Annotated in this window: 22 protein-coding genes and 1 pseudogene; 5 read left to right on the top strand and 18 right to left on the bottom strand. The window is 60.2% G+C overall.

Annotated elements, in window-relative coordinates; genetic code table 11:
• Nucleotides 1-130 precede the first annotated feature (130 nt).
• Together AC13FN_RS11755 and AC13FN_RS11750 are read left to right on the top strand one after the other, a co-directional pair.
• Nucleotides 131-1,468 (top strand): AAA family ATPase, encoded by a 1,338-nt coding sequence (locus AC13FN_RS11755; RefSeq protein WP_482984406.1) that lies wholly within the window; start codon nt 131-133, stop codon nt 1,466-1,468.
• Between the two features lie 842 nt (nt 1,469-2,310).
• Nucleotides 2,311-2,961 carry a hypothetical protein gene (locus AC13FN_RS11750; protein ID WP_241877578.1) on the top strand — a complete coding sequence of 217 codons (651 nt, stop codon included), beginning with the start codon at nt 2,311-2,313 and terminating at the stop codon, nt 2,959-2,961.
• Between the two features lie 322 nt (nt 2,962-3,283).
• Here AC13FN_RS11750 and AC13FN_RS11745 read toward each other — a convergent pair whose 3' ends face one another.
• On the bottom strand, nt 3,284-3,559 hold the full coding sequence (locus tag AC13FN_RS11745) for a helix-turn-helix domain-containing protein (protein ID WP_241877577.1): 276 nt from the start codon (nt 3,557-3,559) through the stop codon (nt 3,284-3,286).
• 960 nt (nt 3,560-4,519) lie between these two features.
• Here AC13FN_RS11745 and AC13FN_RS11740 point away from each other — a divergent pair.
• Nucleotides 4,520-4,966 (top strand): NIF family HAD-type phosphatase, encoded by a 447-nt coding sequence (locus AC13FN_RS11740; protein ID WP_241877576.1) that lies wholly within the window; start codon nt 4,520-4,522, stop codon nt 4,964-4,966.
• A gap of 87 nt (nt 4,967-5,053) precedes the next feature.
• The gene (locus tag AC13FN_RS11735) at nt 5,054-5,617 is read left to right on the top strand and encodes a cyclin-dependent kinase inhibitor 3 family protein (protein ID WP_482984407.1); all 564 of its coding nucleotides are present in this window, start codon (nt 5,054-5,056) and stop codon (nt 5,615-5,617) included.
• Nucleotides 5,618-6,341: 724 nt separating this feature from the next.
• On the opposite strand, the gene AC13FN_RS11730 is transcribed toward AC13FN_RS11735, so the two are convergent.
• From AC13FN_RS11730 to AC13FN_RS11720, 3 genes are all read right to left on the bottom strand, one after another.
• A complete protein-coding gene (locus AC13FN_RS11730) occupies nt 6,342-8,468 on the bottom strand; it encodes an integrase (RefSeq protein WP_482984408.1) in 2,127 nt (708 codons plus the stop codon).
• Between the two features lie 29 nt (nt 8,469-8,497).
• On the bottom strand, nt 8,498-10,225 hold the full coding sequence (locus tag AC13FN_RS11725) for a hypothetical protein (protein ID WP_482984409.1): 1,728 nt from the start codon (nt 10,223-10,225) through the stop codon (nt 8,498-8,500).
• A gap of 208 nt (nt 10,226-10,433) precedes the next feature.
• Nucleotides 10,434-11,735 carry a tyrosine-type recombinase/integrase gene (locus AC13FN_RS11720; RefSeq protein WP_482984410.1) on the bottom strand — a complete coding sequence of 434 codons (1,302 nt, stop codon included), beginning with the start codon at nt 11,733-11,735 and terminating at the stop codon, nt 10,434-10,436.
• A 545-nt stretch (nt 11,736-12,280) separates the two neighbouring features.
• Here AC13FN_RS11720 and AC13FN_RS11715 point away from each other — a divergent pair.
• On the top strand, nt 12,281-12,439 hold the full coding sequence (locus AC13FN_RS11715) for a hypothetical protein (protein ID WP_354275992.1): 159 nt from the start codon (nt 12,281-12,283) through the stop codon (nt 12,437-12,439).
• 46 nt (nt 12,440-12,485) lie between these two features.
• On the opposite strand, the gene AC13FN_RS11710 is transcribed toward AC13FN_RS11715, so the two are convergent.
• The 14 genes and pseudogenes from AC13FN_RS11710 to recF form a co-directional block, all read right to left on the bottom strand.
• Nucleotides 12,486-13,577 carry a PA0069 family radical SAM protein gene (locus tag AC13FN_RS11710; RefSeq protein ID WP_482984411.1) on the bottom strand — a complete coding sequence of 364 codons (1,092 nt, stop codon included), beginning with the start codon at nt 13,575-13,577 and terminating at the stop codon, nt 12,486-12,488.
• A 314-nt stretch (nt 13,578-13,891) separates the two neighbouring features.
• A pseudogene (locus AC13FN_RS11705) lies at nt 13,892-14,134 on the bottom strand (radical SAM protein); the annotation flags it as partial.
• Between the two features lie 145 nt (nt 14,135-14,279).
• A complete protein-coding gene (locus AC13FN_RS11700) occupies nt 14,280-15,023 on the bottom strand; it encodes a pyridoxine 5'-phosphate synthase (protein ID WP_217014685.1) in 744 nt (247 codons plus the stop codon).
• Between the two features lie 9 nt (nt 15,024-15,032).
• Entirely contained in the window at nt 15,033-15,302 is a 270-nt protein-coding gene (locus AC13FN_RS11695) for a hypothetical protein (RefSeq protein WP_049436128.1), read from the bottom strand.
• A gap of 40 nt (nt 15,303-15,342) precedes the next feature.
• On the bottom strand, nt 15,343-16,803 hold the full coding sequence (gene cls, locus AC13FN_RS11690) for a cardiolipin synthase (RefSeq protein ID WP_217014683.1): 1,461 nt from the start codon (nt 16,801-16,803) through the stop codon (nt 15,343-15,345).
• Between the two features lie 101 nt (nt 16,804-16,904).
• On the bottom strand, nt 16,905-17,318 hold the full coding sequence (locus AC13FN_RS11685; RefSeq protein ID WP_032129281.1) for an ExbD/TolR family protein: 414 nt from the start codon (nt 17,316-17,318) through the stop codon (nt 16,905-16,907).
• Nucleotides 17,319-17,321: 3 nt separating this feature from the next.
• The gene (locus tag AC13FN_RS11680; RefSeq protein WP_012509603.1) at nt 17,322-17,747 is read right to left on the bottom strand and encodes an ExbD/TolR family protein; all 426 of its coding nucleotides are present in this window, start codon (nt 17,745-17,747) and stop codon (nt 17,322-17,324) included.
• A 57-nt stretch (nt 17,748-17,804) separates the two neighbouring features.
• Complete coding sequence (gene exbB / locus AC13FN_RS11675; protein ID WP_004132614.1) at nt 17,805-18,566, bottom strand: TonB-system energizer ExbB; 762 nt, start codon at nt 18,564-18,566, stop codon at nt 17,805-17,807.
• 94 nt (nt 18,567-18,660) lie between these two features.
• Nucleotides 18,661-19,326, bottom strand: coding sequence for an energy transducer TonB (locus tag AC13FN_RS11670; RefSeq protein WP_478057850.1), 666 nt, complete (start codon nt 19,324-19,326; stop codon nt 18,661-18,663).
• A 143-nt stretch (nt 19,327-19,469) separates the two neighbouring features.
• Nucleotides 19,470-20,657: a tetratricopeptide repeat protein gene (locus tag AC13FN_RS11665; protein ID WP_032128511.1), complete on the bottom strand. Its 1,188-nt coding sequence runs from the start codon at nt 20,655-20,657 to the stop codon at nt 19,470-19,472.
• Nucleotides 20,658-20,789: 132 nt separating this feature from the next.
• Nucleotides 20,790-21,596 (bottom strand): M48 family metallopeptidase, encoded by an 807-nt coding sequence (locus tag AC13FN_RS11660; RefSeq protein WP_010487422.1) that lies wholly within the window; start codon nt 21,594-21,596, stop codon nt 20,790-20,792.
• A 71-nt stretch (nt 21,597-21,667) separates the two neighbouring features.
• The gene (locus tag AC13FN_RS11655) at nt 21,668-22,513 is read right to left on the bottom strand and encodes a CPBP family intramembrane glutamic endopeptidase (RefSeq protein WP_401744576.1); all 846 of its coding nucleotides are present in this window, start codon (nt 22,511-22,513) and stop codon (nt 21,668-21,670) included.
• A gap of 67 nt (nt 22,514-22,580) precedes the next feature.
• Entirely contained in the window at nt 22,581-25,040 is a 2,460-nt protein-coding gene (gene gyrB / locus AC13FN_RS11650) for a DNA topoisomerase (ATP-hydrolyzing) subunit B (RefSeq protein WP_010487426.1), read from the bottom strand.
• Between the two features lie 112 nt (nt 25,041-25,152).
• Nucleotides 25,153-26,247, bottom strand: coding sequence for a DNA replication/repair protein RecF (recF, locus tag AC13FN_RS11645; protein WP_054172880.1), 1,095 nt, complete (start codon nt 26,245-26,247; stop codon nt 25,153-25,155).
• Nucleotides 26,248-26,852: the final 605 nt, after the last annotated feature.

Raw genomic sequence — 26,852 nt, 5'->3', positions numbered from 1 at the left:
CCAAAGACTGACATACGCTCCTCTGACTTGATCACATCCCTACAATGTGGCGCCCGGAGTGGACGGAGCTCGATCTTGGATAGCCACCCAACATCTGCCAACATTCCCCCGATAGACAGGGAGGGTCCCAATGGAACGAGTGCTCGAGGTCTACCACGACGGTTGTCCGGTGCGTCTGGTCGACGAGGCTGAAGTCAGTGCAAGGGACAACACGTATACGGTTGTTGTGGGGGAGAACGGCGTTGGGAAAAGCCGGCTGTTGTCGGACATTGCTCGGGGACGGATCAGTGACTACAACCTAATGAGTGCTCGTCGCCTTAGCGACCCCCTCTTGCCTGTGGTCATTGCGGCATCAACCAGTCCGTTCGACAAGTTTCCTGCCCCGCCGAGGCGACAAGCGAAAGCACAGAAGAACTACCGCTATGTTGGCATGCGCGGCGAAGGTATGTATGGCGCTTCATCAGCTGTATCGCTGCTGTCTTCCGCAGCTCGCGGATTGCTGTCGAAATTATCCGAAACTCCACCTAGCTTGAACCTACTGGGGGTTCTGAATTCACTGAAGTTCTCTCCAGTGTTCAACTTTGTCTTAAAGCCGCAGTTTGAACGCTCGCGCGAAAATGAGACGTCGAGCCGTCACAGGGGCGACAGATCCTCCTTCAAGTTTGGCGCCTACAGGTACAGCTTCGATACCCGCGTCGCATCCATCCTTGAGGCGACCGAAAGCTTGCGGACAGTCTTGAGGGACCTCGACTTCGCCTCTTCCCTTATGGATGCGCCTGGCGCGTTGCGTCTCACAGTTGATTTCCGAAGTAGCGTCGCAACTCTTAGTGGAGCGGTGATAGAACCCAAACATCTTGGCGCAATTCTAAGGTTGTTCGACGAGAATTTGCTTCGGCTGATGGACATCGAGGTGGAGAAGAATGGACGGCAGCCTTTCAGCCTTAAGCGGGCGAGCTCTGGTGAGCAGTGCTTGCTTGTGTTGATGCTCGGCGTCGCAGGACACATCCAAGACCACTCTCTGATACTGATAGACGAGCCCGAAATCAGTCTCCACCCAGAGTGGCAGGAGCGCTTCATGGCGCTCCTGCAGTCCGCGTTCTCGCATTACAGCGGTTGCCAGTTTGTGATTGCCACGCACTCGCCTCAGATCATCTCTAGGCTTAGTGGCCCCGGCTCCTTCATCTGTCACCTACGCAAAAGGAAGCTCTATCCTGCGTCGCAGTTTCAACGCCGCTCCGCAGACTTCCAACTTGCGGAGCTGTTTGATGCTCCCGGCATGATGAACGAGTACATCTCCAGGGTATGCTTCAATATCATCGCCCAAGTGCGCGTCGGCCGCCCATTTACGCTCGAAATGAAGCGCGAAATCGACTGGTTGTTCGAGGTGCGCTCAAAGCTTGACCCTAGCGATAAGCTGATAGCGTTGATCGACTCACTCTCGGCGCTTCTCAAGGAGGAGCGGGCTTGATTGACGAACCTATTGCCTTTAGCGCGGATGCGCTCAATAGAATTGCGACCGTACGTGCGCATCCAGAATACGACCACACAATGTGGTCCGACGCCAGTCTTGAGCCGGTCCGTGTGGATGTCCGGGATCATTACCGACGCGTACAACGTTTGGTATGCGCGTATTGCCTAAACCTCCTATCGATCAGGTCTGCCGCGGGCTCTCCCGTGGAGCATATTGCTCCAAAGGCTATGTACCTCGGGTACATGTTTGAGCCACTCAACCTGTGCGTCTGCTGTCCCGATTGTAATGAGTACAAAAGCAGCAGGGAGGTCCATGTCGATCCACCTGTCAAGGGTTACGTGCCTGTTGCTTACCCCAATGATCCTGAGAAGTTTAGGATCGTACATCCGCACTTTGATCAGTACTCAAGGCATATTAGACGAGCAGGCATTCTCTACATACCACTGAGCGTGAAGGGCAGCTACACCTTCTATGTCTGCCATCTAGGTCGCTATCTGAGTGAGCTTGGCATGTCGGAAGAGCTGTTCAACGACTTGAACGCCGTTATGCAACGCCATAGGTTCCATGAGGAATAGGCGCAGAAAGGGCGGCGCAAAAGTTCGACGACGCGCCTACGCCACACCGATGGATATAGCTCCGTTGGAGCGGCTGGTTGGTCGACACAACCTGCAGCCGGGGGGCTGAACCCGCTCTCTAGCGTAGACGTGGCGGAGAGTAGCGAGGCTTGGACTTAGAGCACCGATTGCTACTGATATTGAGCATGATTCTTGCGCTCTGCTAAGTGACGATATCGAGGCTCTGGGCTGTTATACATCAAGTGAACGCATTGGAGTTTCGCCTTGAACAGTTCCTCGCAGAGCACCTTTGACCTGGAAGACGCCGTGATGCCACTCCTGCGGGATGGCGCGTGGAGAGATACTCACTCTCCTTACTACCGCTATGCCTATCAAGAGGCCGACGCCTACGTCATTGCTATAGAGCGACTAACTGCTGGGGAAGCGCAGTTGGCGACAGCGCGGGTGGCTACCGGGTTCAATGACGTGTTTGTGAATGATGTGCCGGATGATCTTCTTAAGCTTCACGAGGCCGCCTATCGCCATGCCATTAGCTGCCATCTTTTTGTATGCATGGCTCTGGAGGGATTCCTCAACGCCTACGGAGTCCGCCGGCTAGGTGAACAGTTCTACCAGCAGAACCTAGAGCGGGTGGGCATCACAGAGAAGCTCGCTATCCTGGGCGTATGTTGTAGGCAGTGGACCGTCGCGCCTGATTCAGACGTCCACAGGGATTTCAGGCAATTGTTCGACGATAGAAATCGCCTTGTCCATCCCAAGACGAGGGAGATACGCTGGGACAGGCTCGAAGATGCGCTCTACAGGCATCCTTCAGAGATCGCGCTCCACGAAACTATGGCTCGCTTGGAGAGATGCATCGATTTCCTGTGCGAGGCAGACAACGACATCCACCGGGATTTCTACTTCCGTAGGTAGCGCTGTCTGCATGGATACAGGCGGATCTCCTAAGGAGCGGGGCTAGCGCAACGCTAGCCCCTGTTGGTAAGCGCAAATGCATCTACCTTCGTTGCTTTCCAACGCGGTTGTTGCTGCCAGTTGTACCCACTAGAAGTAGCAATCGATGACGTACATGTTCTCCCGCATAGGATCTACATGTGTCGTCTCGGGAAAGATGATGCGTTGCCTCTGAATGTACCAGGGAAGGATGGCCTCGACGGGGGACCTCCGATTTGTGTTCGGATCTGAAAATAGTCGCTGGGTCCAGAGGCCCTGATCTCTGGGGGCGATTCGTCCGGCGCTATCTGTCCTTAATCTGGCTGGCACGCACACTCTTCATCAGCTTCGATACGTGCTCAGAGACCTCGGTAGGGGAGAGCCCCAAAGCGGAAGCGATGAGACAGAACTCCAACACATCCAGGCGCCGTGCCCCGGACTCAACGGAAGAAATTCTCTGCTGAGGCCACCCCAGATGGGAAGCCAGCTTGGTTTGACTGATCCCCAGCGACTCACGTCGCTCGCGAAGCTGGCCGACCAACCGAAGGTATGCACTTTGGTAGATCGTTTTGGTAGCCATCGGGTCCGCCTGTAGGGGCGGAATGGAATCTATGGCGGAGGCAGCGAATACATGAAAATTGTGTGGACGGGTTCCCGGCAGCTTGCTAGCATCGGAGCTGGTTGAACTGCCGGGGATCGAGTGATCTATGGACGTGACCAACAGACCCTCATCTCCCCGTGGCCAGACCTCGATGCGCTACTGGTATCGCTTGGGCCGTTCTACGCATGCGCGTGGTGTGCGCTTGAGCGCTCGACTTCGATCTCCGCACCTGTAGCCGCTGACCCAGCTACTGCGCAGCACTTGCTGCTATTCCTTAAGGCTGCGGGTGTTCTGGCTGAGACGGGCTCGTCAAACGGCTCTACAAGACGCTCTCTTTACGACCCTATAAGCTGGAGCTATCGGGAAAGCAGTCAGCTGCCAGGCGATCTGGGTGCTTCGCTAACCCGTGCACTGAGAGCCTGGTGCCCCTCTCTCGCAGCACACGACCGTCAGTGGCTTTGGCGTCAGCTCTCCGACCGAGAAGTTGGCGCCTATCTCGTGTCACTGCTACGCAAGCATCGAATCGGGATTCAGCACGCCGAGGAGATCTTACGCGTGCAGGAAGAAGGCTGGCTTCAGCTGAGCTTGGGACGCAAGCGATATGTGCTTTGGTCATCAGTTCGAGGAGCCGCCAGTCACTTCTTGAGCACCGGCGGCGACGAGTCCGCGGCAGTGACCGTGCTGAGCCGCGAGATACGAAGTCGAACAGACTGGCTCTCTCACAAGCAAGCATTGGGAACACTAAGCAAGTCTGACTACAGCTTCTTGCCAGACCCCGCGTGGCGGCGACCGCTGATGGTCGATGTCGCATTGGAGTGCCTGCTACCCATTGGCGACGACTACTGGCTTGCGCCTCCAGTTCTGGGTGCCCAGCAAGACAGGCCCAGAGCCAGATCGCGTCTCTTACGACGCACTCAAACGTAGACAGGCTCCTATCTCATGCGTCCTACCATCCTTGCCCTCGATCTAGAGGGAACGCTGATCTCCAATGCGGTCAGTCAGATTCCTCGACCAGGCCTTCGCGATTTCCTGGACTACGTTCGGGTCAGCTTCGACGAGGTTGTGCTCTTCACGACGGTGCCTCGGGACAACGCGCTAAGAATCGCATCACTTCTGGCTGAGGAAGAGCAAGCGCCTGGTTGGTTCGCAGAGGCTCGCTACGTCGAATGGAAAGGTCCTACCAAAGACCTTCGATTCGTGTCTCCCCGCTTGGGCCAAGCCCTGCTGTTGGATGACCACAACCCTTATGTCCATCCCGACCAACTCCTGTTTTGGGTTGAAGCTCCACTGTTCGCGTCGCCATACCCTACCGATGACCGCGGTTTACGGATCTCCCGGAGACGCATCGAGGAGAGGGTGTTGATGCTTTCCATGTCAGCTGGATGAGGCGACTGGAGCTAGCTTGTGAAGGGCGCCTAGAGGCCTCTTTGGTCTCTACGTGAAGGCACCAACCAACTGATCGGCGGAGTCTGCATGACCAGAACCAGTCTTTCCAACCCTCTTCAGATAGCAACTCTGCCGGTCGGTCGACGTGGAGGAGCCATCGGAGTCACTTTCGCTCCAGGCAAACATCAAGAAGCTGCAATGACTGGCTCTTGGTCTCGAGATCTGGAAATGGACCTTCAAGCTATAGGTTCTTGGGGCGCCAACTATCTCATCAGCCTGATTGAGCCATGGGAGTTTAAGGAGCTTCAGATCACCGCTCTACCGGAGCGTGCGAAATCCCATGGCCTACGGTGGTACGGTTTGCCAATTGTGGATGGCAACGCGCCCGACTCCATATTCCTTCAGAGCTGGAAGGACCTGGAGACGCCCTTCTGCGACGCCCTGCTTGAGGGAAAGAGGATTGCCGTCCATTGCAAAGGGGGGCTTGGTAGAGCAGGTACTGTGGCTTGCATGCTTCTCCTCGCAACCAAGATCTCCCTGAGCAGCGAGGATGCGATCAAGCGCGTGAGAGGCGTGCGCCTTGGTGCTGTTGAGACATCGGAACAGGAGGAGTTCCTGCACAACTGGGTATCTGCCCGCCATCGCCTATAGGGAAGCCTGGATCAGCTTCCTGCCCTTGTAAGAAGACTAGCCGTAGAGCTAGCTCCAAACGAGTGCCCCCCATTCGCTTTCGGTCTGAAGTAGAGCCCGAGCGCCTGGCAGTACTGCTACAGAGGTTCCTGCAGGAAATACCCGCACGAACCCAGTGCCCACTCGTCTGAGCTCGGAGCCAATGCGCTACCGCCCGGCGCAGATCAGATTCCGCGTTGAATCGTCCAGCAATGAAGAATTCTAGATGGAATTCACAACTCCGCGTCTCAGGTGCCTCGCGAGACCCTTACTTCGCTAGCATTATTACCTCCCGAGAACTTACGAATCGGGTGGAGATCTTGGGTCGCTGGAAGCAACGACCCGATCGCAGTTTGAGACAGCGGAGTGGACAGCCTCTTGGACAGCATTGAACGCCGCGCACTGGATGCACTGAAGCGTCTGGTGGCTGGAAAGCCAACTCATCCAACCATCAGAGCAAGAATGATGGCTGGCCACAAGATCATCTTTGTACGTACCGTCGCGATCGAAGCGGGCATAAGCCGTAACAATTTCCGCCCCGGCTTGGAACGCCACGCCCACGTCTACGAGGCAATCCAGAGAGCCAGCAAGGAGGAGACCCAGACAGTCAACGGGGCTGCATTGGAGCAGGCCCGCTCGGAGATCGCCAGGTTGCGCGAGCAGCTCCACAAGAGTGATCTGCAGAATGCTTCGCTCAAGTTCGAACTCAATCGTCTCCGTAGTTCGCCGGTTCATTCAGACTCTGACAACGTGACGGCGTTTCGTCAGAATCGGCGGACACGACCTCGCTAACCTCAGTCAGTCGAGCGAGGATGCTTCTGCTCTGTGCGACCCGCCTTCCAGCAGCAGAGCCTTTACTGAAGGTTTGTCCGCGTTGTTCCTCCGCGACGAGACGCGCATTCGCCTTCAACCTTTGCTCCCAGAAGTCCTGATGTTCGGGAAGGATTACGCAGCACTGACACGATGAGCAGAGACCTGGTGATCGAGCGCCAAAGTTGGGGCGTGCAGCCCGAGGCAGCATCGCAGCTTGCGAGTTGCAGCTGGACTTGCCAGGAAGAATGTTGATAAGGCAACTTGCGTACGTACCCGTCCAGAGGTGGATATCCGCAAGCTCCACCAATGCTGCGGCCTTCTGGAGCGAATCTTCACCCTCCATTTTCTCCACCAGCTGCGTGACCGAGCTTGCATGCTTCTTTAGGAGCGCCGCTGCCGGCCCTGCCACCACCATTTTTCCGACGCTTATCTCAAGCATCATGCGGGCAGTCTCCATTGTCCGCTCACCCTCAAGCTCTGCGAGCAGCTCTGGATCGTTGCCAATGTAGCCGTGGTCTGTGATCTGCTCGCTCATGTGACGGAAGTGATGTCGGAGCTGAGTGATGAGCTTCGGATTGGATCTATAGACGAAATGGGCAAAGGTGGGGCGCCAACGCTGCGGACGCAGTGCCCGCACCAGGGAAATCGCTTGTTCCTTTGAGATGCCTAAACGGCGCACCAGAGCATTCGCCGCGAACTCACGCTGATGGATGGCGTGCTTGGCTGTATGCATGCGCCCAACGTTCGACGCATCAGTCGGCAATGACTTCGCAGAAGTGAACGAAAGGAGTAGATCGCTTCTTCCCGACAGCTCTCTCCAGTAGGCGAACAACCTACAGAGCACGTCTACAGCAACGACGATAATTGGCAAACTGTTCGTCCCCGACGGTCGAAAGCCCGCGGTCCAGCGATGCTGGGTTTCCTGACGCTTGGCAGAGATCCCAACCAGCGAGAAGACATCCATCACCAGATCTGTCGATCGGCTGGTCTCCACAATGCCTCCGCCAATCGCCGCTTCGTTTGAGACTCTTAGTCCCATCAGCTCATGCGACCTAATTCCAGTGCATCCTTGGATGACGGTCGTGCACGCACTCTGCATCTCTATGATCGCTCTTCTGAGTACTTGAAGCCCGCTCACTTCGAACTCGCCGTACTCCGTCGTCCTTTCATAGGGCTCAAGGGATTCGTGCCAAGCCAATCCTGTCAAAGGATTAGTACTCATCTCAAAGCGCTCGATTCGAGATCGAATTTCCTTCAGAACTTCATTCCTTCTAGGTCCTGTTTGCGATCTCGCCAGCTCTAGTGCGGGCATCACATTGTTAACAAGATCTACAAGATCCTCCGCTCCACACTCAATCCACATCTGTGCCTCGGACAGAGCGGGGACGGAGATGTCGTCTTCAATTGGGCCCAGGCGGCCATTCTTCTGGAGGCCCAGGGAATGAACCACTACGTTGTAGGTGCTCCTCCCATCAAATGGTGCCTCGCTAGGTCCTGCAATTGGCCTGCTCTTGCACACTCGAGACACAGTGTGAAACTGAACGAGAGGATGCAGAAGCTTGAAGGCAGACGAGAACGTCCATTTGCGCTCACGTCCCTGCACGTTCACTACGTCGGTGTACTGATCATCTAGCTCTTCCACGTACTCCCAACTTAGTGCCGAGGTCATTTCACGAATGCTCTTCAGTCCGCGAGAGACCATGAAGACGGCAAGCTCTCGTAGACCCATGAAGGTACTGGGGATGCTGCCGACTTCCATACGGATCCCGGCATCGTCTGCCGTAATCGCGGTTTGCATGAAGTTCTGAAACTCCAGGAGAAGCCCTTTGTTCTGGATGTCCGTGAACTTCGACTTCGCCCCAACCTCAAACTCCCAGTCGAGGATTACCTCTTCCCGGTTGGAGCCAGCGAGGTCATACGCGAACCGCCAGAGCTTCGAACTGGCTTCGACATTGAACTTTGGGTGGAGGAACTTCGATTCTTCGTTCAGCGCGCTACTTGGCACGTTCTCATCTCGCATTAGTGGCAGTTGGACTGACGGCTGGTCTTCTATTCGAGCGACGGCAGCGTCGCCAGAACGACTCGACTGGCTGCGTCCCGGTTCTTCTCGCTGTCGACCGCGGGGATCCACTTGGTGGTCAGGGCTTCGTAGCTGTCGCTGAACTTGCTCTTCCAGATCTCGATGCCAAGCTCGCCAATGCTCGACTCGTAAAGTTCTTTGAGCTGGAGGAACCTTGCTAGTGCATAAGCCTTGTTCGCGTCTGAAGCGGCTAGCGGGCAGGCCGGGCATTTCCCGTAGCTTGCGCACATCCTTCCCTCCCGCTCTCCAAACTGGGGGCTCTGGAATACATCAGCACAGATGAAGCCAGGTGTAGCAGCCGTCCGATCGTGCTGTGTAGAGCTCCTCCGAGAGTCAATCTTTCCACCAGAGTTGATGAACCGCTGGTGTGCTGCAATAGCTCCTGCTAGCTTCTCTGCGCCTCGCTTCTGCATCTCCCAGGTCTGATAAGAATTCTGTCCAGTAGAGATTCGCTTGTGGCCCAGTAACCTCTTCAGCTCGAGCGCATCACCTCCCGATAGCTCGTCGATCAAGTTGGAGAATGCGAGCCTGCTGTCTCTGGTCGCTGAGTACTTGATGTTGCGAACCTCGCAGAACTTCATGATGAAGTTCGCGACCTTGGTGTTGTAGTTGTCGTTGATTCCGGCATAGCTGTCGACGCGGAGTCCGCGACGATTGTTCTTCCCCCCCTCAGAGGTGACGTGCATGAACAGGTCATCTTGGATCTGGGGAATTGCGAAGCTTCGAATTCGAGCAGTCCAATCTCTCACGAACTGGATAAGGCGTTCGGGTGCCAACTCGTAGTCGCTGGCAGGAATGGCGCGCCTTTGCGGGGCACCAATCTGGCTGGGCCCGGCCCTTCTTTTGGACGATTTGATTAGAAGCCTGGCTTCTCCGAGGAACTCGATCGGGACAATCCCACTCAACGTCAGCTCTCGCAGAGTCTGCTCATTGAATCCCGTGTGCATGCTCAACAGCAGAAAGAAAGGCACTAGGTCAATGCCGATGGGATGGGCGATTCGGCGTAGTTCGACGTACTCATCCTCCTTCATATCCCTCAGGCCCGGCAGGGTTCTGACTGTCTTGAGCAGCGGATAGTTGCCGCCGAACTCATCGAGTATCCAGGCTACCTTCGCTTCGGGACTGGAAGTTCTAGGCTTTCCACCGTCCATCAGCGCCGCTAGCTCCTCATGCATCCTGGGTAAGGATGTCCAGACATCATCCATGGTCTCCTTCGCCTGTTTGGCAGCTGCGGTCATCACCAGCCCAAGCCTTTCGGTCGGGTCTTCCTTGGGCATGCTGAGGGCCGGTTTCCCGGCAAACGGCTGGTGAGCTACTGATAGGCGTTTCCAAGCCGGGTCCAGCTTGTGTAGCGCCTCAGCCACTTTCTTGTAGGTCTTGTGATAGTTCAGCTGTGTGTTGATCGAGAACCGCTTTTTGCCATCCTCGATTGCATCGAGGAATTCGACGAAGGCGTTTCCGATGCCCTCGGGAACGTCGTCTGGGGAGTTGATCTCTATTTGATTCTCCCGCGCAAATTTCACGAAGCCGCTGATGAAGTTGTTTGCTGAACTACTTCTGGTAGACCTAGCGTCGTATCGAAAGGCGAGGCAGTAGGCTTGGGCAAAGATTGGCGCTGCGGCGCCTATTTGCTTCCAGCGGGTGAGGTTCACGATGTTCGGCTCTAGGCCGGCTTCTCTATCGAAAACCGCCACCATCTTCTGATCCGTAGTATCAACCCTCCACCCATACTCAGTTATGCTCTGAGCATCCTGCTGTGGAGAGGCTTGGCGCTTGCAATCTTGCTGCGGAGTGTGCCTTGCGTGGGATATTCGTTTACCAGCCATAGATCTCAGTTGGTTCAGCGATAGAAGTGTCCACTCGTACTCTGAGTGGCGGTACTGCACGGAGGGCTTAGGCCTGAGTTCATTTCATGCTGGCGTTGATTCTTTGCAGGATCTCGCTCTCCAGCTCGCTGTAGTGAGCCTCGCAGCTTCGGAGGTAGATGGACTCAGTGGTCTGACGCATGGCGTGACCGAGAACCAGCTGGATGTACTTGATGGGATCTGGATCGCCGGCTGTCTGTCGCGCCACATAGGTGTGTAGGGCGAACGTGTGCCGGATCGCGTGGACCGTGATTCGCTCGCGGGATGCACGCTCATAAGCTATATCGTCTTTGCTTGCCAGCTTCTTCAGATACTCGTCTCGCGCTCTGGCGAAGACGCGATTGAGTGCTTCGGGAGTGACTGGTTCGCCTTTGTAGCGCGAGTTCTTGGTCCTTTGAACGAAGAGGAAGCCGTGGTCCATTCCGCCCCTCGCTGTCCTCGGCCCAAGTAGGCGGGCTCTCTCCTCCACGGCATATCTTTTGAGCGCGTTGAGAAGCCAAACGGGAACCGGCACCTTCCGCTTCTTCGATCCCTTGCCCATCACCTGGATCGCGACTTGAACAAAGTTGTCCTTTCCATTCGTGATCGCGTTCAGGACTGTCTGAACTTTCAGATCGCAGACTTCTGCTCTTCTAAGTCCAGCATGCCTGCAGAGCTCTGCCATAAGGCGTGGGCCGGTCAGGCCATCGTTGATGATGAGTTCCCCGTCCTCCACATGGGTGGGACTGGGCCCAAGCTGATCGAACACACCATTGAGTGTGTCTATATGTAGCGCGGTAACGTGTTCGTCCGCCTCATTGAGACCCGGAAGCTTCACTCCAACGTCGAGGTTGAGAGCGGTGCCCTGTGGCGTCTGCACCTCTACGATAGCGAAGCGGTTTTTCAGGTAGCCACGGCTCTGGCAGAACCGGATTGCCTTGGTCAATGTTGACCAGCGGCGACGTATCGTACTTGCCGCAAACTTTCTAAAGGTCACAGGCGAGATGCTGTTGTTTAAATCGTATGCATAGCCTTGAAGAAGCTCTTCATCGATCAGCTCGAACGTTCTGCCTCTCGCATCGAGGTAGTGATGGAAGTCTATGAGGTCCTCAGCCCAGCCCTTTGCTGATGCAGGGGAACAAACAAGAGACGGCCGCTTTTCCCTGGTCAGGGTTTCATAGCAAAGAAACTCAAATGCTGGCTCGATGGCCATTGCCGTGTCTCGGCTGACCAGGAAGCTGAAACCTGGTGGTAGTGGTGTGCCGGCATCTCCGGATCGTTTTGAATGTGTGCGCTTCCCAGCGCTTTGATCCTTTGCTTTTGGCGCTTTTACGTGCCGGATTTCAGCGTCATAGATCGTCATGGCGCGAGAACATAGTCGCACCATTGTTCCCAGTTCAAGACTGGAAAAATTCTTGTCGGAGATCGCTCAGACAGCCTCAATCTTCGAACAGTTAGTTGTGGGAACTCAATGCGTTACGCTCAGAGGGAAGGATGCGCTGCAGTTCTTAGACCGATTTCACAGAACGAAGTTTGTGCGACTCAGGTCGCATTTTCTCCAAGGCCAGTGCGCAGATTGTGCGCTCGCTGCGGAGCTGACTCGGTGCTGCAGCATGCAACGCTTCAACTTTTTTGCCTGTAGGCAACCATGTCCGAGGTCCTGTGACCTCTAGCTACCGTTAGCGGTAGTGGCGCTCATTTGCATGCTTGCCGCAAGCCATACATGTCCGATGCAAGCTGTATCGGCCTTGTTTCTCGGGACCAAGGGGCCCGCCGCAGTAGGGGCAGGTAGGACCAAGTCCGAGCTCTGCTTGCCTGCAGCGATAGGTTGTCCAAGCCCCGAGGATGAAGGCACAAACCAATCCGGCCACTGGGAGCCAGATCATCGCTTGATAGAAGCCTCTGGTCATGCTGTTGCCGCTCAGCGAGGACACGATGAGCGCGCAGATCAAGGACAAGAAAGCGGCCAGCAGGGCAGGGAAGTACAAGCGCAGTAGCTTCAGCCAGTTCATAGGTTTGCTCTCCGTCGTCGTGGGAAGGCTAGGCTCAGCCTGTCTCACGGCGTGAGACCGTTTCTTTCCTAGTTGCCTGCAGCGATCGCTCTTTTTCGGCGTTAGAAGAGTTGGCCTTGTGGGGAGTACTCCCTAGGAGGCTGGAACAGTTCTGTGTTCAGAGGCGGGAGCTTTGTGAAGCCAAGCTGCCGGTGTGCCTTCTTGAAACGCTGCGCCAGGAGATCTGCGAAGGGCCCGGTCCCACGCATGCGCGTTCCGAAGGTAGAGTCGTATTCCTTCCCTCCATGCAGTTGGCGCATCAGGCTCAGCACATGTTCCGCCCGATCCGGATAGTGCAGCTCCAGCCATTCTTTCCAGATTTCCTTGATCTCGTTGGGTAGGCGCAGCAACACATACCCTGCAGCCCGCGCTCCGTGGGCATGAGCTGCTTCGAGGATCGCCTCGAGCTCGTTGTCAGTGATGCGGGGAATTACTGGGGCAACCAGTACTCCTACCGGAACGCCGGCTCTATGCAGTGCATCCATCGCCCTCAATCTCGCATGTGGTGCCGCTGCCCTGGGCTCGAGCTTGGCTGACAGCTTTCGATCAAGTGTGGTCACGGAGAAGTAGACCGTGACCAGACGATCCTTCGCCATCGCTGCGAGCAGGTTGATGTCGCGGGTGATCAGCGCACTCTTGGTGACGAAGCTCACAGGGTGGCGCGTCTCGGCCAGGAGCTCAAGGCATTGGCGGGTAATCTGATAACTCCTTTCGATAGGCTGGTAGCCATCTGTGTTGATGCCTAGAGCGATTGCTGCACATTTGTAGCTCGGGCGGCTCAGCTCACTACGCAATCGCTCTGCGGCATTCGTCTTGGCAAAGAGCTTCGTCTCAAAGTCCAAACCCGGCGATAGGCTCAGGTAGGCGTGCGAGGGTCTGGCGAAGCAGTAGACACATCCATGTTCACATCCCCTGTAGGGATTGACCGATGCGCTGAAGCCAACATCAGGTGAAGTGTTACGGCTGATCACACTCCGCGCCCGCTCTTCAGTTACCTCAGTCCTCAGCGAGGACATCTCGCGAAGATCTTCATAGACTGATTCCCAACCATCATCGATTCCGACTGTCGCTGTTGTGTCGAATCTGCTCGGTACGCGTGAGGCGGCGCCGCGGCCTTTGATTGGCGCTTGGACCTTGCGAGCGTCTTGTTCCATATCTCCCCCAAGCCCTTCAGCGAACAATTAGTATTATTGCTAACCACAGGCAGTGCAACTGACGGGGATTCATGTAGCCGTAGGGACTGAGCTGAATTCGACGCCTCATTGCCCCCAGAGTTATCCACACCTCAATGTCAGGCGCCGTTGAGCCAAGCGGCTCGGTTGGCTTCTTCGAAGTACGGGCACGAACTAGGAGTCGTTCCATTGGCCTTTGCAGAAAGGCGCGGGCTGCATTCCGCGTGCAAAGTGCTCATCAGAACGCGCGTATGTGATTGCTTTATATAAATAATTTCCGTGAGCACTTACGGCACGTTCGCACCATGCTCGCAGCCGCGGTAGGGATTTACCGACTGGCTGAAGCCAACGTCCGGCGAGGTGTTGCGGGTGATGATGCTACGCGCGGTCTCGGCACGCACCTCGGTGCGGAGGCGCGGGGCAAGGAACTCCTCGCTCTCGTCCACCGCCCAGCCGTCGTCCACCGCCTCGCTGACGGTGCTTTCAAAGCGCCCGGCAAGGTGGGACGTGGAACCTCGGCCCTTGATCGCAATACCCATTGCGGCAGCGTACGTCGCAGCCGTCTCAGTGGCTGCGACGGCCGCCTGAAGGGTTCAGGGCAAGTCTGAGCCGAGCGTGGGCTCGGCTCTACAGTGGATACGGGTACTTTGTAGAGCCGAGCCTATGCTCGGCTGCATCCATCGGTCAGAGCAGCGCCAGGTAGCCGCGCACCGTAGCATCCAGCCCGTCATACAGCGCCTCGCCGATCAGCGCGTGGCCGATCGATACCTCCAGCACGTCCGGCACGTGGGCCAGGAAATCGCGCAGGTTGTCCTGCGACAGGTCGTGGCCGGCGTTCACGCCCAGACCGACGGCCTGTGCACGGCGTGCGGCGGTGGCGAACAGCGCCAGCATCGCCTCGGCGTCGCCAGCGGCGTGCGCTTCGGCGTAGGGGCCGGTATACAGCTCGATGCGATCGGCCCCGACTTCGGCCGCCTGTTCCAGCAGCGGGTTGCCCGCGTCGACAAACAGGCTGACGCGGCAACCCATCGCTTTCAGTTCGGCAATCAGCGGGCGCAGCCGCTCGGCATCCCGCTCGAAGTCGAAACCATGATCGGAGGTTATCTGGCCGTCGCTGTCAGGCACCAGGGTGGCCTGCGCCGGGCGGGTCTGCGCGCACAGCGGCAGCAGGCCGGGGTAACCCTCGCGCGGCGGTGCGAACGGGTTGCCTTCGATGTTGAATTCCACGCCACGCGCGCGGGTCAGCGTGGACAGGGCCAGCACGTCCTCGGCGGTGATATGGCGGCGGTCCGGTCGCGGGTGCACGGTGATGCCATGCGCGCCGGCATCCAGGCAGGCCTGGGCGGCACGCACCACGTCCGGTTCGGCACCGCCGCGCGAATTGCGCAGGACGGCGATCTTGTTGACGTTGACGCTGAGCTGGGTCATGGAACGGAACTACTTGGAAAGAGGGGATGGATCGTGATCGTTGTGGTCGTCACCAGGGCGGGCCTGGGCCTGCTCGCGCAGGCGGCGCAGTTCGTCGGCATCGACCAGTGTGGACGGATCGCGCTGCAGATCGCCGAAGCGGGCCACGTAGCGGCCTCGTACCCAGGCCAGCAGGAAGGCGAGGGCGGCCAGCAGGCACAGGGTCATCAGCCCGGCGCTGGGGGTCTTCAGCGCGAAGGCGAAACAGCCCAGCGCCAGCAGCAGGTACAACCAGTACATAGTGGGGCTCCCCGGGTGATCGCCGCAGTGTAGCGCTGCGTCAGAGCAGCGGCGAGGCCAGCCGGGCGAAGGCCTCGGGCAGGCGGTGCAGCCACAACGAGCGGCCGGCCTGGTCGCGCACCCGCGTGGAACGGTCGAATTCGCCCTGCAGCAATTCGGCCAGGGCAGCCACCCGGTCACGGTCACTGATCATCATCGACAGCTCGAAGTTCAGCCGGAAGCTGCGGTGGTCGAAGTTGGCACTGCCAACGATGCAGACGTCGTCATCGGCGATGAAGGCCTTGGTATGCAGCATGCGTGGGCCGTACTCGTAGATCTTCACCCCGGCATGCAGCAGCTCGTCGAAGTAGGAGCGGGCGGCCTGGGTGACGAACCAGGAATCGCTCATCTTCGGCACCAGCAGGCGGACGTCCAGCCCGCCCAGCGCGGCCGAGGTCAGTGCCATCCGCGCCGCTTCGCCCGGCACGAAGTAGGGCGTGACCAGCCAGACACGCTCGTGCGCTTCCTGGATCGCCGCCACATGCAGGCGATGGATGGTTTCCCAGCCGGAATCCGGGCCGGAGACCAGCACCTGGGCGTTGATCGCACCATCGCCGCGCAGCGGCATGTCCGCCGGCCACAGACGGGCGATGTCCATGCGCGAGGGATCCTGCCCACTTGCGTAGAGCCAGTCCTCGGCAAACACCAGCTGCAGGCTGCGCACCACGTGGCCGCGGATGCGCATGTGCAGGTCGCGGTAGGCATCCGCCCTGCGGCTTTCATCCTCGTCGTCGGTGATGTTGATGCCACCGGTGAAGGCGAGGCGGCCATCGACGATCACCAGCTTGCGGTGGGTACGCAGGTTCAACCACGGGCGCTTGAAGGGCTTCAGCAGTTGCCGCGGATGGAACCAGATGGCCTCGCCGCCTGCGTCGAGCAGCGGCTGCAGGAAGCGGCGGGGCAGGGCCGACGAACCCACCGCGTCGAGCAGCAGGCGCACCTGCACACCCGCGCGGGCGCGTTCGACCAGGGCATTGCGCAGCGCGGTGCCGGCGTGGTCCGGGTTGAAGATGTAGTACTCCAGATGGACGTGGTCGCGGGCCTGCGCGATGGCGTCCAGCAGGGCCGCGTAGGTTGCCGCGCCATCCACCAGCCAGGTGACTTCGGTGGCGCTGCTCGGCGCGAGCCCGGTCGTGGCCTGTGCGACCTTGGCCAGCTCGGTGCAGTCGGCATCGGGCGGGCAGACGTCGCTGTAGTGCTCCATGCCCGACCGCGCGCGTCCACGGCGCAGGCGCTGCCGCTTCACCTTCTGCGGGCCCAGCAGGTAATAGATGAAGAGACCCAGGTAGGGCAGCAGCGCCAGTGACAGGATCCAGCTCAGCGTCGCTACCGGCTCGCGCTTCTGCAGCATGATCCAGCCCGCCAGCGCGAACAGGTACAGCAGGTAGGCTACCGCCAGGATCGTGCCGAGGTGGGCGATGCCGTCGAGCCAGTGGCGCAGGGAGTCGAAGAGGGCGAGCATCCGCCGATCATAACGGTCCAGGCCGTCAGGCATAAAAAAGACGCCCCTGTTTCCAGGGGCGTCTGCAGTCGCGTCATGACTGTTGTATTGCGGTGTAGCAGTTACTGCTGCACAAAACCGATCTTCTTCATCTGAGCGTTCTTCGCGGCGGCCAGAACCTTGGCCATCACGTCGTACTCGGAATCCGGGCTGGCGTCGATGCGCAGTTCCGGCTGGTTGGTCGGGTCCTTCTGGACCTCGTTCTCCATCCGCTGCTGCAGCTCGCTCGCATTGATCGGGCTGTTGTTCCACGAGACCTGGTTGCTGGCGTCGATCTTGAGTTCGATCGGCGGCGGCGGTTCGACCAGCTGCGGCGGTGGGTTGAGCACGCGCTGCGGCAGGTCCACGGCGATCGGGTACGTCATGATCGGTGCGGTCACGATGAAGATGATCAGCAGAACCAGCATCACGTCCACGAGGGGCGTGACGTTGATGTCTGCCATGGGGCCTTTGCCACCACCACTACTGAATGCCATGGCTTACTGCCCCTTCTCTTTGGTCGCGACGAAGCCGACGTCCAGCATGCCCTGTTCCTGCGCGATCTTGGTCATCTCGTTGATGACACGCATCTTGGTGGTGCGGTCACCACGCAGGTTCAACGGCGGCTGCGGGGTCTGCTGGGCGGCGGTCGCCAAGCGCGACTCGAGAGTCTGCTTGTTGATTTCTTCGTCGTTCCAGTAGATCGAGCCATCTTCCTTGACTGCCAGGGTGATGGGGCCCTTGCGGTCGTTGGTGTCGTCCGGCTTCTGGACCAGGTTGGCCTCCGGCAGATCCACCTTGACCTTGTGGGACATCAGGGGCGCCGTGATGATGAAGATGATCAGCAGCACCAGCATCACGTCCACGAGGGGCGTAACGTTGATGTCGGCCATGGGGCCGCCGCTGTTACCACTACTGAAAGCCATAACGGGCTCCGTCTAGATCGTGTTGACTACGTTCTCGCTGGGTACAGCGCGTCGCAATTAGCGGACGCGCGAACCGGTGGCGAAGAAGTCGTGCAGGTCGTGCGCGAAGGTATCGAACTTGCTGATGGTCGCGCTGTTGATCTTGCTGAAGAAGTTGAAGGCGAACACGGCCGGGATCGCGACGAACAGACCGATCGCGGTCATGATCAGCGCTTCACCCACCGGGCCTGCAACGGCGTCGATCGAAGCGGAGCCGGTGGCACCGATCTTGATCAGCGCGCCGTAGATGCCCCACACGGTACCCAGCAGACCGACGAACGGAGCGGTCGCGCCGACGGTGGCCAGCAGGGTCATGCCCGACTGCAGCTTGTTGCTTTCGCGGGTCACGGCCTGACGCAGGGCGCGGTCGACGAACTCCGAACGGCTCAGGTTCTCACCCACGCCGCCGGTGGCGCCGCCTTCAGCGCGCTGGTGGTGGGCAGCAGCCTGGGCAGCGTCCAGGGCGATCTTGGAGAACGGCTCGGAAGCCGGCTGTTCTTCCATCGCACGGATGGCGTCCTGCGCGTTCGGGGTATCCCAGAACAGGCTGACGACGCGATCAGCGGCGCTCTTCAGGCGGGTGGCGCGGAAGATGTTGATGACGGTCCAGTACCAGGACATGGCCGACATGACGACCAGGGTCAGCAGCACGACCCAGGAAACCGCGAAATCACCCGGCTTGGTGGTCATTTCGTGGATCAGGTGCTCGAAGCCCATCTGCGACAGGGCGTTGGACGGATTGCCCCCGGCAGCAGCGGCGATGAAAATTTCCTGCAGCATGACGCTTACCTTTGTTGTGTGTGGTGATAAAGGGTGTAGCTAAGCTAAACAATCGAACTGGGAGCGGGGGTGGCCAGGCGGCCACCCGGTCGCATCAGTTCAGCGCAAAGTTGACCGGGACGCGAACGCGACCTGCCGCCTTCTTACCGCCAGATTCAGCGGCGTTGAAGCGCCACTTGCGAGCTGCTTCCATCGCAGCACGGTCCAGGTCGCGGTTACGGCTGGACTTTTCCACCGTGACATTGGTGACGTTGCCGCTGGCATCGACATCAATGATCAGGATCACTTCGCCCTGGATACCAGCGCGGAAGGCTGCCGGCGGGTAGCGCGGCGGATTCATGGCCTTCGACGAGATGTCCACGCTGGCCTCGATCGAGGTCGGCGGAGCCGGCGGCGACGGAGGCGACGGCGGGGTGACGATATCGCTCGGGCGCGGTTCCGGCACATCCACGACCGGCGCCTGCGGCGGCGGCGGGACCGGCGACGGCTTCGGCGGCGACAGATTCTTCACCGGCGGCGGCGGAGTATCGGTCGGCGGCGGCGGCGGCGGCGGCGGGGGCGGCGGCGGGGCGTCGACGATGGTCACCATGACGTTGCGCTCCTTCTCAGCCACGGCCTTGGGAGCCACGGCGGGGATCAGGAGCATCATGAACGCGGCCAGATGCAGGGCAATTACAAACGCGATGCCGACGATGCGAGGCCAGCTCAGCCCCTTGTCATCGGGTTGTTCGTACCGGTGAACGACTAGTTGTTCCGTCATGCGCCAAGAGCTCAATAGTGGGGCCGGGATGCCGGGGGCGGAATCCCTGATCAGCGGTGCATGACACCGCAGGAACCTCCAAGCTTATACCAATCCTGAGCGCCTGCGCATCAACTGTGCAGGCATTCAGGCGTTATTCCTACTTACTTCAGGTTGATGATTTTTTTGGCATCAGCCTGGTTCTTCACACCCTTCGCCAGCGCCTGCTGGGCGGCCTGCTTGGCCTCCGGGATGCGACCTTCGGCATGCAGGACGCGTGCCAGGTTCAGGTAGGTCTCACCGTCCTTGGACAGCGGGGCAGCCTTCTGCCACGCATCGATCGCCTGCGGCACCTGGTCGGAGTAGTAGTAGGACTGGGCCAGCGCCAGGTAGACCTGGTAATCCGGCTTCAGGATGCCCTTCTGCAACCCTTCGTTGATGACCGCGATGACGTCCTTTTCCTTGTGTTCGGTGTTGGCATAGATCGAGTACAGCTGCTTGTACTCGCGCTCTTCGGTGAGCTGGCCGCTGCTGCGCAGCTTGTCCATCACCGCGGCAGCCTTCTCCATCTGATCGGCCTGCATGTACATGCTGGCCAGGTTCAGCTGGGCCTTCTTGTCGTTCGGGTTCTTGGCGGCCAGTGCCTCGGCTTCCTTCACCGCTTCACCGGACTGGCCGGCTTCGGAGAGGGCGGCCATCAGCAGCTGGTTCCAGTTGTCCTTCGGTTCGGTGGCGCCGGCGATGGCCTGCTTCAGCACCGGGATCGCTTCCTGGTAGCGCTCCAGCTGGTACAGCGCCTGGCCCTTGGCGATCAGTTCTTCCGGCTTGGTCGACTTGCTTTCGGCGAAGTACTTGTCCAGGGTCGCCAGGCCTTCGGCGGTCTGGTCTTCCTGCAGTTGCAGCTGGCCCAGCATCAGCATCGACTGGAAGTGGCCGTTGTTGTCCAGGCCGTTGAACTGCAGGACCTGCTTCAGGTACGCAACGGCAGCCGGGGTGTCGTCGGTCTGGTAGGCGGCCTGCGAGGCCAGCTGCGCGGCCAGCGACTTGTCGTACTCGTTCGCGGCGCTGTCAGCCAGGATCGCGTCGGCCTGCGTGCGCGTCTCCGGGAACTTTTCCTTGTTGTAGCTGTCGATCATCTTCTGCAGCTTGCTGCCCAGCTTGGCCGAAGCCTTGACGGTCGGCTCCTCGCGGGTCGCGTTCGGGTACAGCGCTTCGGCCTTGGCCTGCTTGCCGCCGCGGTTGCCACGCTCGGAGGAACGCGAGGACTGCGCGAAGGCATCGGTGACCACGGCGCCGGTCAGGGCGGTCGCGACGAGGACGGAAAGCACAGCTTTGTGGTTACGGAAAATCATCGTTCACCTCGATCGAACCGCCGGTTAGCGGCAAAGTCGGACTGTCAGAAAAATCTGAGCCGCCAAACGTATCAGAAACAGATGGCGTGAGAAATCGTTTTATGTGCTGCAATACAGCATAGAAATGCGCACTCATCCGCACTTTGGCCGCAGCCCGGCCGCCTGCGCCTGCTGATAGACCGGCGTCAGAGCCGGTGCATCGCGTCGCAGTTCCTGGATCCGGTTGGCTGGGTCAGGGTGGGTGGACAGCCATTGTGGGCTGCGACCGCCACTGGCGGCCATCATGTTCTGCCACAGGTCGACCGCCTGTGCCGGATTGAAACCGGCCTGGGCCATCAGTCGCTGGCCGATCACGTCGGCCTCGCTTTCCTGGGTGCGTGAACCGGGCAGCAGGAAGGCGGTCTGCGCGCCCATGCCACCGAGCTGGTTGACGGTGCTGGCAGCGCCTTCGCCGTACGCCGCGCCGGCCAGCGCACCGAGCACGGCCAGCCCGGTCTGCGCGCCCATCTGCCGGGTGATGCGCTCCTCGTGGTGGCGGGCGATGACGTGGCCGATTTCATGGCCGATTACGGCAGCCAGCTGATCCTGGTTCTTGGCGACGGTGAAGATGCCGGTGTTAACGCCGACCTTGCCGCCGGGCAGGGCGAAGGCGTTGGGCTCCTTGTCGACGAACACCGCCGTCTCCCACCGTACGCCACGGTATTGAGGCGGCAACTGCGCGACCAGGGCATTGACCACGCACTGCACGTAACCGTTCTGGCGGCCGTCGGTGCTGATCTTTTCCTTCTGCTTGGTTTCAGCGAACGCCTGTGCGCCGAGCTGATCCAGCTGCGCCTGCGACACCCCGCCCACCATCTGCCGGCGGCCGGTAGGGGAGGTCGTGGTCGCGCAGGCGCTGACCAGGGTGGTGATGACAAGGGCCAGCAGCAGTTGTTTCATGGATCCACCCCCGTGTTCATATGCGCAGTGTGTAGCGTAACGGCTTAATCTTTCGTCAAGCGGACACGGCGTTACGTTGCCCCGAAGAACACAAGTGCGGCAAGCGCCACGCCGTTGTTCAGCGCGTGCGCGGCGATCGCGGCCCAGAGCGTACCGGTGCGCTGGTACAACCAGCAGAACGCGGCACCCATGCCGCCATAGACCAGCCACAGCTGCGCGATCTCGGCCGGGCCGTTGGCGCTGGTGCCAGGGATTTCATGGATGAGGGCGAAAGCAAGGCTGCTCAGTACCACGCCCAGCCACGGGCGCCCGGCTTTCCACAGGCGGCCAAACAGCACGCGGCGGAACAGCAGCTCCTCGTAGGCCGGTGCCAGTACTACCGCGAACAGCACCAGGAACAAGGGGAAGCGCGCGATCGCGCTCTGCATCAGCGCCAGGTTGGTGGGGACCGGCTCGATACCGAACTGCTTGGCCAGGAAGGCGATGCCATTGCTGCCGAGCACGATCAGGGTCGCCACCAGCAGGGTCCAGCCCCAGGTGGAGGGACGGCGCAGCGCCTGGCGCGACGCGTGGCGCTCGGCCGCGTTGGCCGGCCGTCGCCAGAAGTACAGCAGCAGCGCGGCGCCGCCGGTGGCAAACAGCGCCATGAGAATCTGCGCAAGCGCGCCGGGCTGGCCCAGTGACGCCGCTACCGAACTGGCCTCGGGTGCGCCAGCGCCGGCCTGCGCGTTCGCGTAACCGACCACCACGCCACGGTACAGGCCCCACACCAGGCCGCTGATCAGGCTCAGGCCGAACAGAGTGACGGCGGCGATGCCCAGGTCGATGAAGAACCCCGCCAACGGCGAAACGGCACGCGGCGCGGCAGAAGCCGGCGGAACCGGGGGCGGAGCGGAAACCGGGGCGGATGCGGACATCAGGTACCTGTGTTCAAGAGTCGAAGGCCGGCGCGCCTCCCCGCGCACCGGCCGTGTCCCGATTGTGTCAGATATCCAGGTTTGCGACCTTCAGCGCGTTGTCTTCGATGAAGTCGCGACGCGGTTCGACGACATCGCCCATCAGCGTGCTGAAGATCTGGTCAGCAGCGACAGCGTCTTCGATGCGCACCTGCAGCAGTCGACGGGTTTCCGGATTCACCGTGGTGTCCCACAGCTGCTCCGGATTCATTTCACCCAGGCCCTTGAATCGCTGGATCTGGCGGCCGCGCTTGGCCTCCTCGAGCAGCCAGTTCTGTGCCTTGGCAAAGCTGTCGACTTCGATCGACTTGGCACCGCGGGAAATGGTCGCGCCTTCGCGGACCAGACCGTGCAGCAGCTTCGATGCCTGGTGGATCGCGCGCAGTTCGCCGCTTTCGAAGGCCGACATCGGCAGCACCTGGATGTGCTGTTCGCCCATGTGGCGACGGGTCACCAGCACAGCGGCCGGGCGCTCGTCGTTGGCTTCCTGCAGTTCCAGCGTGAAACGCGGGCTGCCCAGGCTGCCCTGGTTGAGGCGCTTGGCCAGTGCATCCAGGCCCTCGCCTTCGCCGGCAGCGCGCAGGCTTTCCAGGTCCATCGGTACGAAATCGACCAGCGCTTCAAGCAGGTTGCGGTCGTAGCGGTGTGCGTTGCGCTCGATCGAATCCAGCGCGGCCGCGTAGGCCAGCAGCAGCTTCTCCAGCGCAAGGCCTTCGATGCCGGGCTCGCCGGTGGCCGGCACCAGTGCAGCGTTTTCCACTGCGCTGCTGGCCAGGTAGCTGTCCAGCGCCGGGTCGTCCTTCAGGTACAGCTCCTGCTTGCCCTGCTTGATCTTGTACAGCGGCGGCAGGCCGATGTAGACGTAACCGCGCTCGATCAGCTCCGGCATCTGACGGTAGAAGAACGTCAGCAGCAGGGTGCGGATGTGGGCGCCGTCGACGTCGGCGTCGGTCATGATGATGATCTTGTGGTAACGCAGCTTGTCCGGGTTGTACTCGTCACGGCCGATGCCGGTGCCCAGCGCGGTGATCAGCGTACCGACCTGGTCGGAGGACAGCATGCGGTCGAAACGCGCGCGTTCCACGTTGAGGATCTTGCCGCGCAGCGGCAGCACCGCCTGGTTCTTGCGGTTGCGGCCCTGCTTGGCCGAGCCACCTGCCGAGTCACCCTCGACGATGAACAGTTCGGACAGTGCCGGATCCTTTTCCTGGCAGTCGGCCAGCTTGCCCGGCAGGCCGGCGATATCCAGCGCGCCCTTGCGGCGGGTCAGGTCGCGGGCCTTGCGCGCGGCTTCACGTGCACGGGCGGCATCGACGATCTTGCCGGCGATCGCCTTGGCTTCGTTCGGGTTTTCCTGCAGGAACTCTTCCAGGCGCGCACCGAAGGCATTTTCCACCGCCGGACGCACGTCGGAGCTGACCAGCTTTTCCTTGGTCTGGCTGGAGAAGCTCGGGTCCGGCACCTTCACCGACAGCACCGCGATCATGCCTTCGCGCATGTCGTCGCCGGTCAGGTTGATCTTGGCCTGCTTGGCGATGCCGTTCTGCTCGATGTAGTTGTTGAGCACACGGGTCAGCGCACCGCGGAAACCGGCCAAGTGCGTACCGCCGTCCTTCTGCGGAATGTTGTTGGTGAAGCAGTACATCGTCTCCTGGTAGGAGTCGGTCCACTGCAGCGCCACATCCACGACGATGCCGTTGTGCTCGCCGGTGACCGAGATGACGTTCGGGTGCAGCGGGGTCTTCAGCTGGGCCAGATGCTCCACGAAGCTGCGGATGCCGCCTTCGTAGTGGAAGTCATCGCGACGGCCATCGCCACGCTCGTCGGCAAGGACGATCTTGACGCCGGAGTTCAGGAACGACAGCTCGCGCAGACGACGGGCCAGGATGTCGTAGTGGAATTCCACGTTGTCGTGGAAGGCGACGGTGGACGGCCAGAAGCGCACGGTGGTGCCACGCTTGGTGGTGGCTTCCAGCTTGGCCAGCGCGGTCACGGCTGCGCCGTTGCTGAATTCCTGCTGGTAGTGGGAACCGTTCTGGAACACGTCCACCAGCAGCTTCTGCGACAGCGCGTTGACCACGCTGACGCCGACGCCGTGCAGGCCGCCCGAAACCTTGTAGCTGTTGTCGTCGAACTTGCCGCCCGCGTGCAGGACGGTCATGACCACTTCGGCCGCAGACACTTCGCGGCCGAGCTTGGCGCTCATCTGCTCGTGCTTGCCGGTCGGAATGCCGCGGCCGTTGTCGGACACCGAGACCGAGCCGTCGGCGTGGATCGTCACTGCAACATGGTCGGCGTGGCCGGCCAGCGCTTCGTCGATCGAGTTGTCGACGACCTCGAACACCATATGGTGCAGACCGGTACCGTCATGCACGTCGCCGATGTACATGCCTGGACGCTTGCGGACAGCCTCCAGGCCTTCCAGGGCGGTAATGCTGTTGGCGTCGTAATTGCCGTTGTTTGCCGGGGTGTTCTGTTCGTCGCTCATTGCGCTTGCCGTAGGCTCCGCAGGTCGGCCACCGCTTGGGGCGATGTGCCGAGAATGAAAGGATTCCAACCCGAATTATACCAGCCGGGGTCGAGCGGCCCTGGTGTGCCCACTATGGCACAGCCACGATCTGTGCATGTTCCACGTGGAACCGGGCGATATGGGTCAGCTTCTGCAACGCCGCCGGGGTTTCGGTGGCGGTGATGAAGATCTGTGCCGGTCCAGTGAGCAGGCGCTCCAGTACCCGCGCCTGGTGGGTGCGATCCAGCTCCGAAGCCAGATCATCCAGCGCGATCACCGGCCATTCGCCGCGCTGTTCGGCATAGTCTTCGGCCTGCGCGAGCAGGCAGGCCAATGCCGTCAGCTTGGCCTGGCCCCGGGACAGCGCATCACGCCCCGGAATGCTGTGGAAATCCACACTCCAGTCCGCCCGGTGCGGGCCGACCGAGGTATACCCGGCCTGCCGGTCGCGTTCCCGGGCCAGAAGCAGGGCATCGGCCAAGGGAAGCTCATGCCGCCGCCACCCAGGACTCAGGTCCAGTCCTTGGATGCCCAGTTGCGGCGCCAGGCTGGCGGCCAAGGCCACAGTGCGCTGCTGCAGACGCTCCAGGTAGTGCTGGCGGCGGCTGGTCAGCGGTTCCCCGGCCTCGGCCAGCTCGTGATCCCAGGTATCGAGCATCCGCGACGGCCCGCCCTGCTTGAGCAGAGCATTGCGCTGCTTCAGCGCCCGGGAGTAGCGGCGCCACAAGGACAGAAAATCCGGTTCCACGTGGAACAAGCCCCAATCGAGGAAGCGGCGGCGGGGTTCGCCACCACCACTGACCAGTGCATGGCTCCCGGGCTCGAACGTCACCACGGCCAGTGCTGCGCAGAGATTACCCAGCTGCGCGACATCTTCGCCGTCCAATCGCCCCTTCCAGTCCTGGCCACTGTGGCGCAACCCGGCCTTTCGGCGATGGGGCGGGTGATTGGCACGCTGTTCGTCCCATTCAACGAAGATTTCCAGCGCTTCCTGGCCCTGGCTTACCAGACCATCGCGCACTCGACCACGGAAGCTGCGCCCATAGGCCATCAGGTGCAGGGCTTCGAGCACGCTGGTCTTGCCGGCACCGTTGTCGCCGGTCAGCAGGTTCAATCCCGGCTGGGGCGACAGGTCCACCGCACTGAAGCGACGCAGTTGATGCAAGGCGAGGCGGCGGATCTGCATGGGGCGCGAAAGACCATCCGCACGAGGCGGTAGAGGGGCAGGGAATCCATCAGCTTACTGCATCGGTCAAGCCGGGCGCGGGGCAGGCCGGTCGAGCCGAAGGTGCAGCTTCTGCACCCATCGATGGACCCGTTCCACGTGGAATGCGGGTGACGCTCCCGCGCGTGCCGGGCTGGAACGGCCCGAAATTTCTTCAAATCTGCGCGGGGTTCCAGGGTTCAGGCCCTCAGATTTCGCCGATTTCACGAGCACTGAAGGGCCATTGCGGGACACCTCGCGGGTGGTTCCGACGGATGACCCCGCCGATTCCTTCAAATCTGCGATCCGATGCCCTGAAGGGTTCCACAGATTTCAAGAAATTCAGGACGCTCGTTCCACGCTGTCCACAGGAGGTATGTATGACTTATACACAAGGTATGGGCAATCTGTGGATAAAAAAGCTCTTTTGATCCGCGGTGAAAACTATCCACAGGTTCCCCCCCAGCCCGAGGGCCCTCTATACAGGGGGTTTCAGGCTCATAAATATCTTTAAAAACAAATAGATAGTGCGTTTTTCCACGAAATCTGGCTCTACCATCACCACCATGCTTTAGATTTATACCCAG

It is taken from the genome of Stenotrophomonas sp. 115C5 (assembly GCF_056861055.1).
Note: the sequence above shows the minus strand (reverse complement) of the source record. Positions and strands in the feature narration are given on the sequence as shown.

Excerpts from the sequence above, each read along its gene's own strand:
- AC13FN_RS11680 (WP_012509603.1), bottom strand. The coding sequence starts at position 17,747 with ATGGCTTTCAGTAGTGGTAACAGCGGCGGCCCCATGGCCGACATCAAC.
- AC13FN_RS11720 (WP_482984410.1), bottom strand. The coding sequence starts at position 11,735 with ATGACGATCTATGACGCTGAAATCCGGCACGTAAAAGCGCCAAAAGCA.
- cls (WP_217014683.1), bottom strand. The coding sequence starts at position 16,803 with ATGCTCGCCCTCTTCGACTCCCTGCGCCACTGGCTCGACGGCATCGCC.
- AC13FN_RS11715 (WP_354275992.1), top strand. The coding sequence starts at position 12,281 with ATGCTGTTGCCGCTCAGCGAGGACACGATGAGCGCGCAGATCAAGGAC.
- AC13FN_RS11695 (WP_049436128.1), bottom strand. The coding sequence starts at position 15,302 with ATGTACTGGTTGTACCTGCTGCTGGCGCTGGGCTGTTTCGCCTTCGCG.
- AC13FN_RS11710 (WP_482984411.1), bottom strand. The coding sequence starts at position 13,577 with ATGGAACAAGACGCTCGCAAGGTCCAAGCGCCAATCAAAGGCCGCGGC.
- AC13FN_RS11700 (WP_217014685.1), bottom strand. The coding sequence starts at position 15,023 with ATGACCCAGCTCAGCGTCAACGTCAACAAGATCGCCGTCCTGCGCAAT.
- AC13FN_RS11685 (WP_032129281.1), bottom strand. The coding sequence starts at position 17,318 with ATGGCATTCAGTAGTGGTGGTGGCAAAGGCCCCATGGCAGACATCAAC.
- AC13FN_RS11740 (WP_241877576.1), top strand. The coding sequence starts at position 4,520 with ATGCGTCCTACCATCCTTGCCCTCGATCTAGAGGGAACGCTGATCTCC.
- AC13FN_RS11730 (WP_482984408.1), bottom strand. The coding sequence starts at position 8,468 with ATGCGAGATGAGAACGTGCCAAGTAGCGCGCTGAACGAAGAATCGAAG.
- AC13FN_RS11735 (WP_482984407.1), top strand. The coding sequence starts at position 5,054 with ATGACCAGAACCAGTCTTTCCAACCCTCTTCAGATAGCAACTCTGCCG.
- AC13FN_RS11745 (WP_241877577.1), bottom strand. The coding sequence starts at position 3,559 with ATGGCTACCAAAACGATCTACCAAAGTGCATACCTTCGGTTGGTCGGC.
- AC13FN_RS11670 (WP_478057850.1), bottom strand. The coding sequence starts at position 19,326 with ATGACGGAACAACTAGTCGTTCACCGGTACGAACAACCCGATGACAAG.
- AC13FN_RS11755 (WP_482984406.1), top strand. The coding sequence starts at position 131 with ATGGAACGAGTGCTCGAGGTCTACCACGACGGTTGTCCGGTGCGTCTG.
- AC13FN_RS11665 (WP_032128511.1), bottom strand. The coding sequence starts at position 20,657 with ATGATTTTCCGTAACCACAAAGCTGTGCTTTCCGTCCTCGTCGCGACC.
- AC13FN_RS11725 (WP_482984409.1), bottom strand. The coding sequence starts at position 10,225 with ATGGTGGCGGTTTTCGATAGAGAAGCCGGCCTAGAGCCGAACATCGTG.
- exbB (WP_004132614.1), bottom strand. The coding sequence starts at position 18,566 with ATGCTGCAGGAAATTTTCATCGCCGCTGCTGCCGGGGGCAATCCGTCC.
- AC13FN_RS11655 (WP_401744576.1), bottom strand. The coding sequence starts at position 22,513 with ATGTCCGCATCCGCCCCGGTTTCCGCTCCGCCCCCGGTTCCGCCGGCT.
- AC13FN_RS11660 (WP_010487422.1), bottom strand. The coding sequence starts at position 21,596 with ATGAAACAACTGCTGCTGGCCCTTGTCATCACCACCCTGGTCAGCGCC.
- recF (WP_054172880.1), bottom strand. The coding sequence starts at position 26,247 with ATGCAGATCCGCCGCCTCGCCTTGCATCAACTGCGTCGCTTCAGTGCG.
- gyrB (WP_010487426.1), bottom strand. The coding sequence starts at position 25,040 with ATGAGCGACGAACAGAACACCCCGGCAAACAACGGCAATTACGACGCC.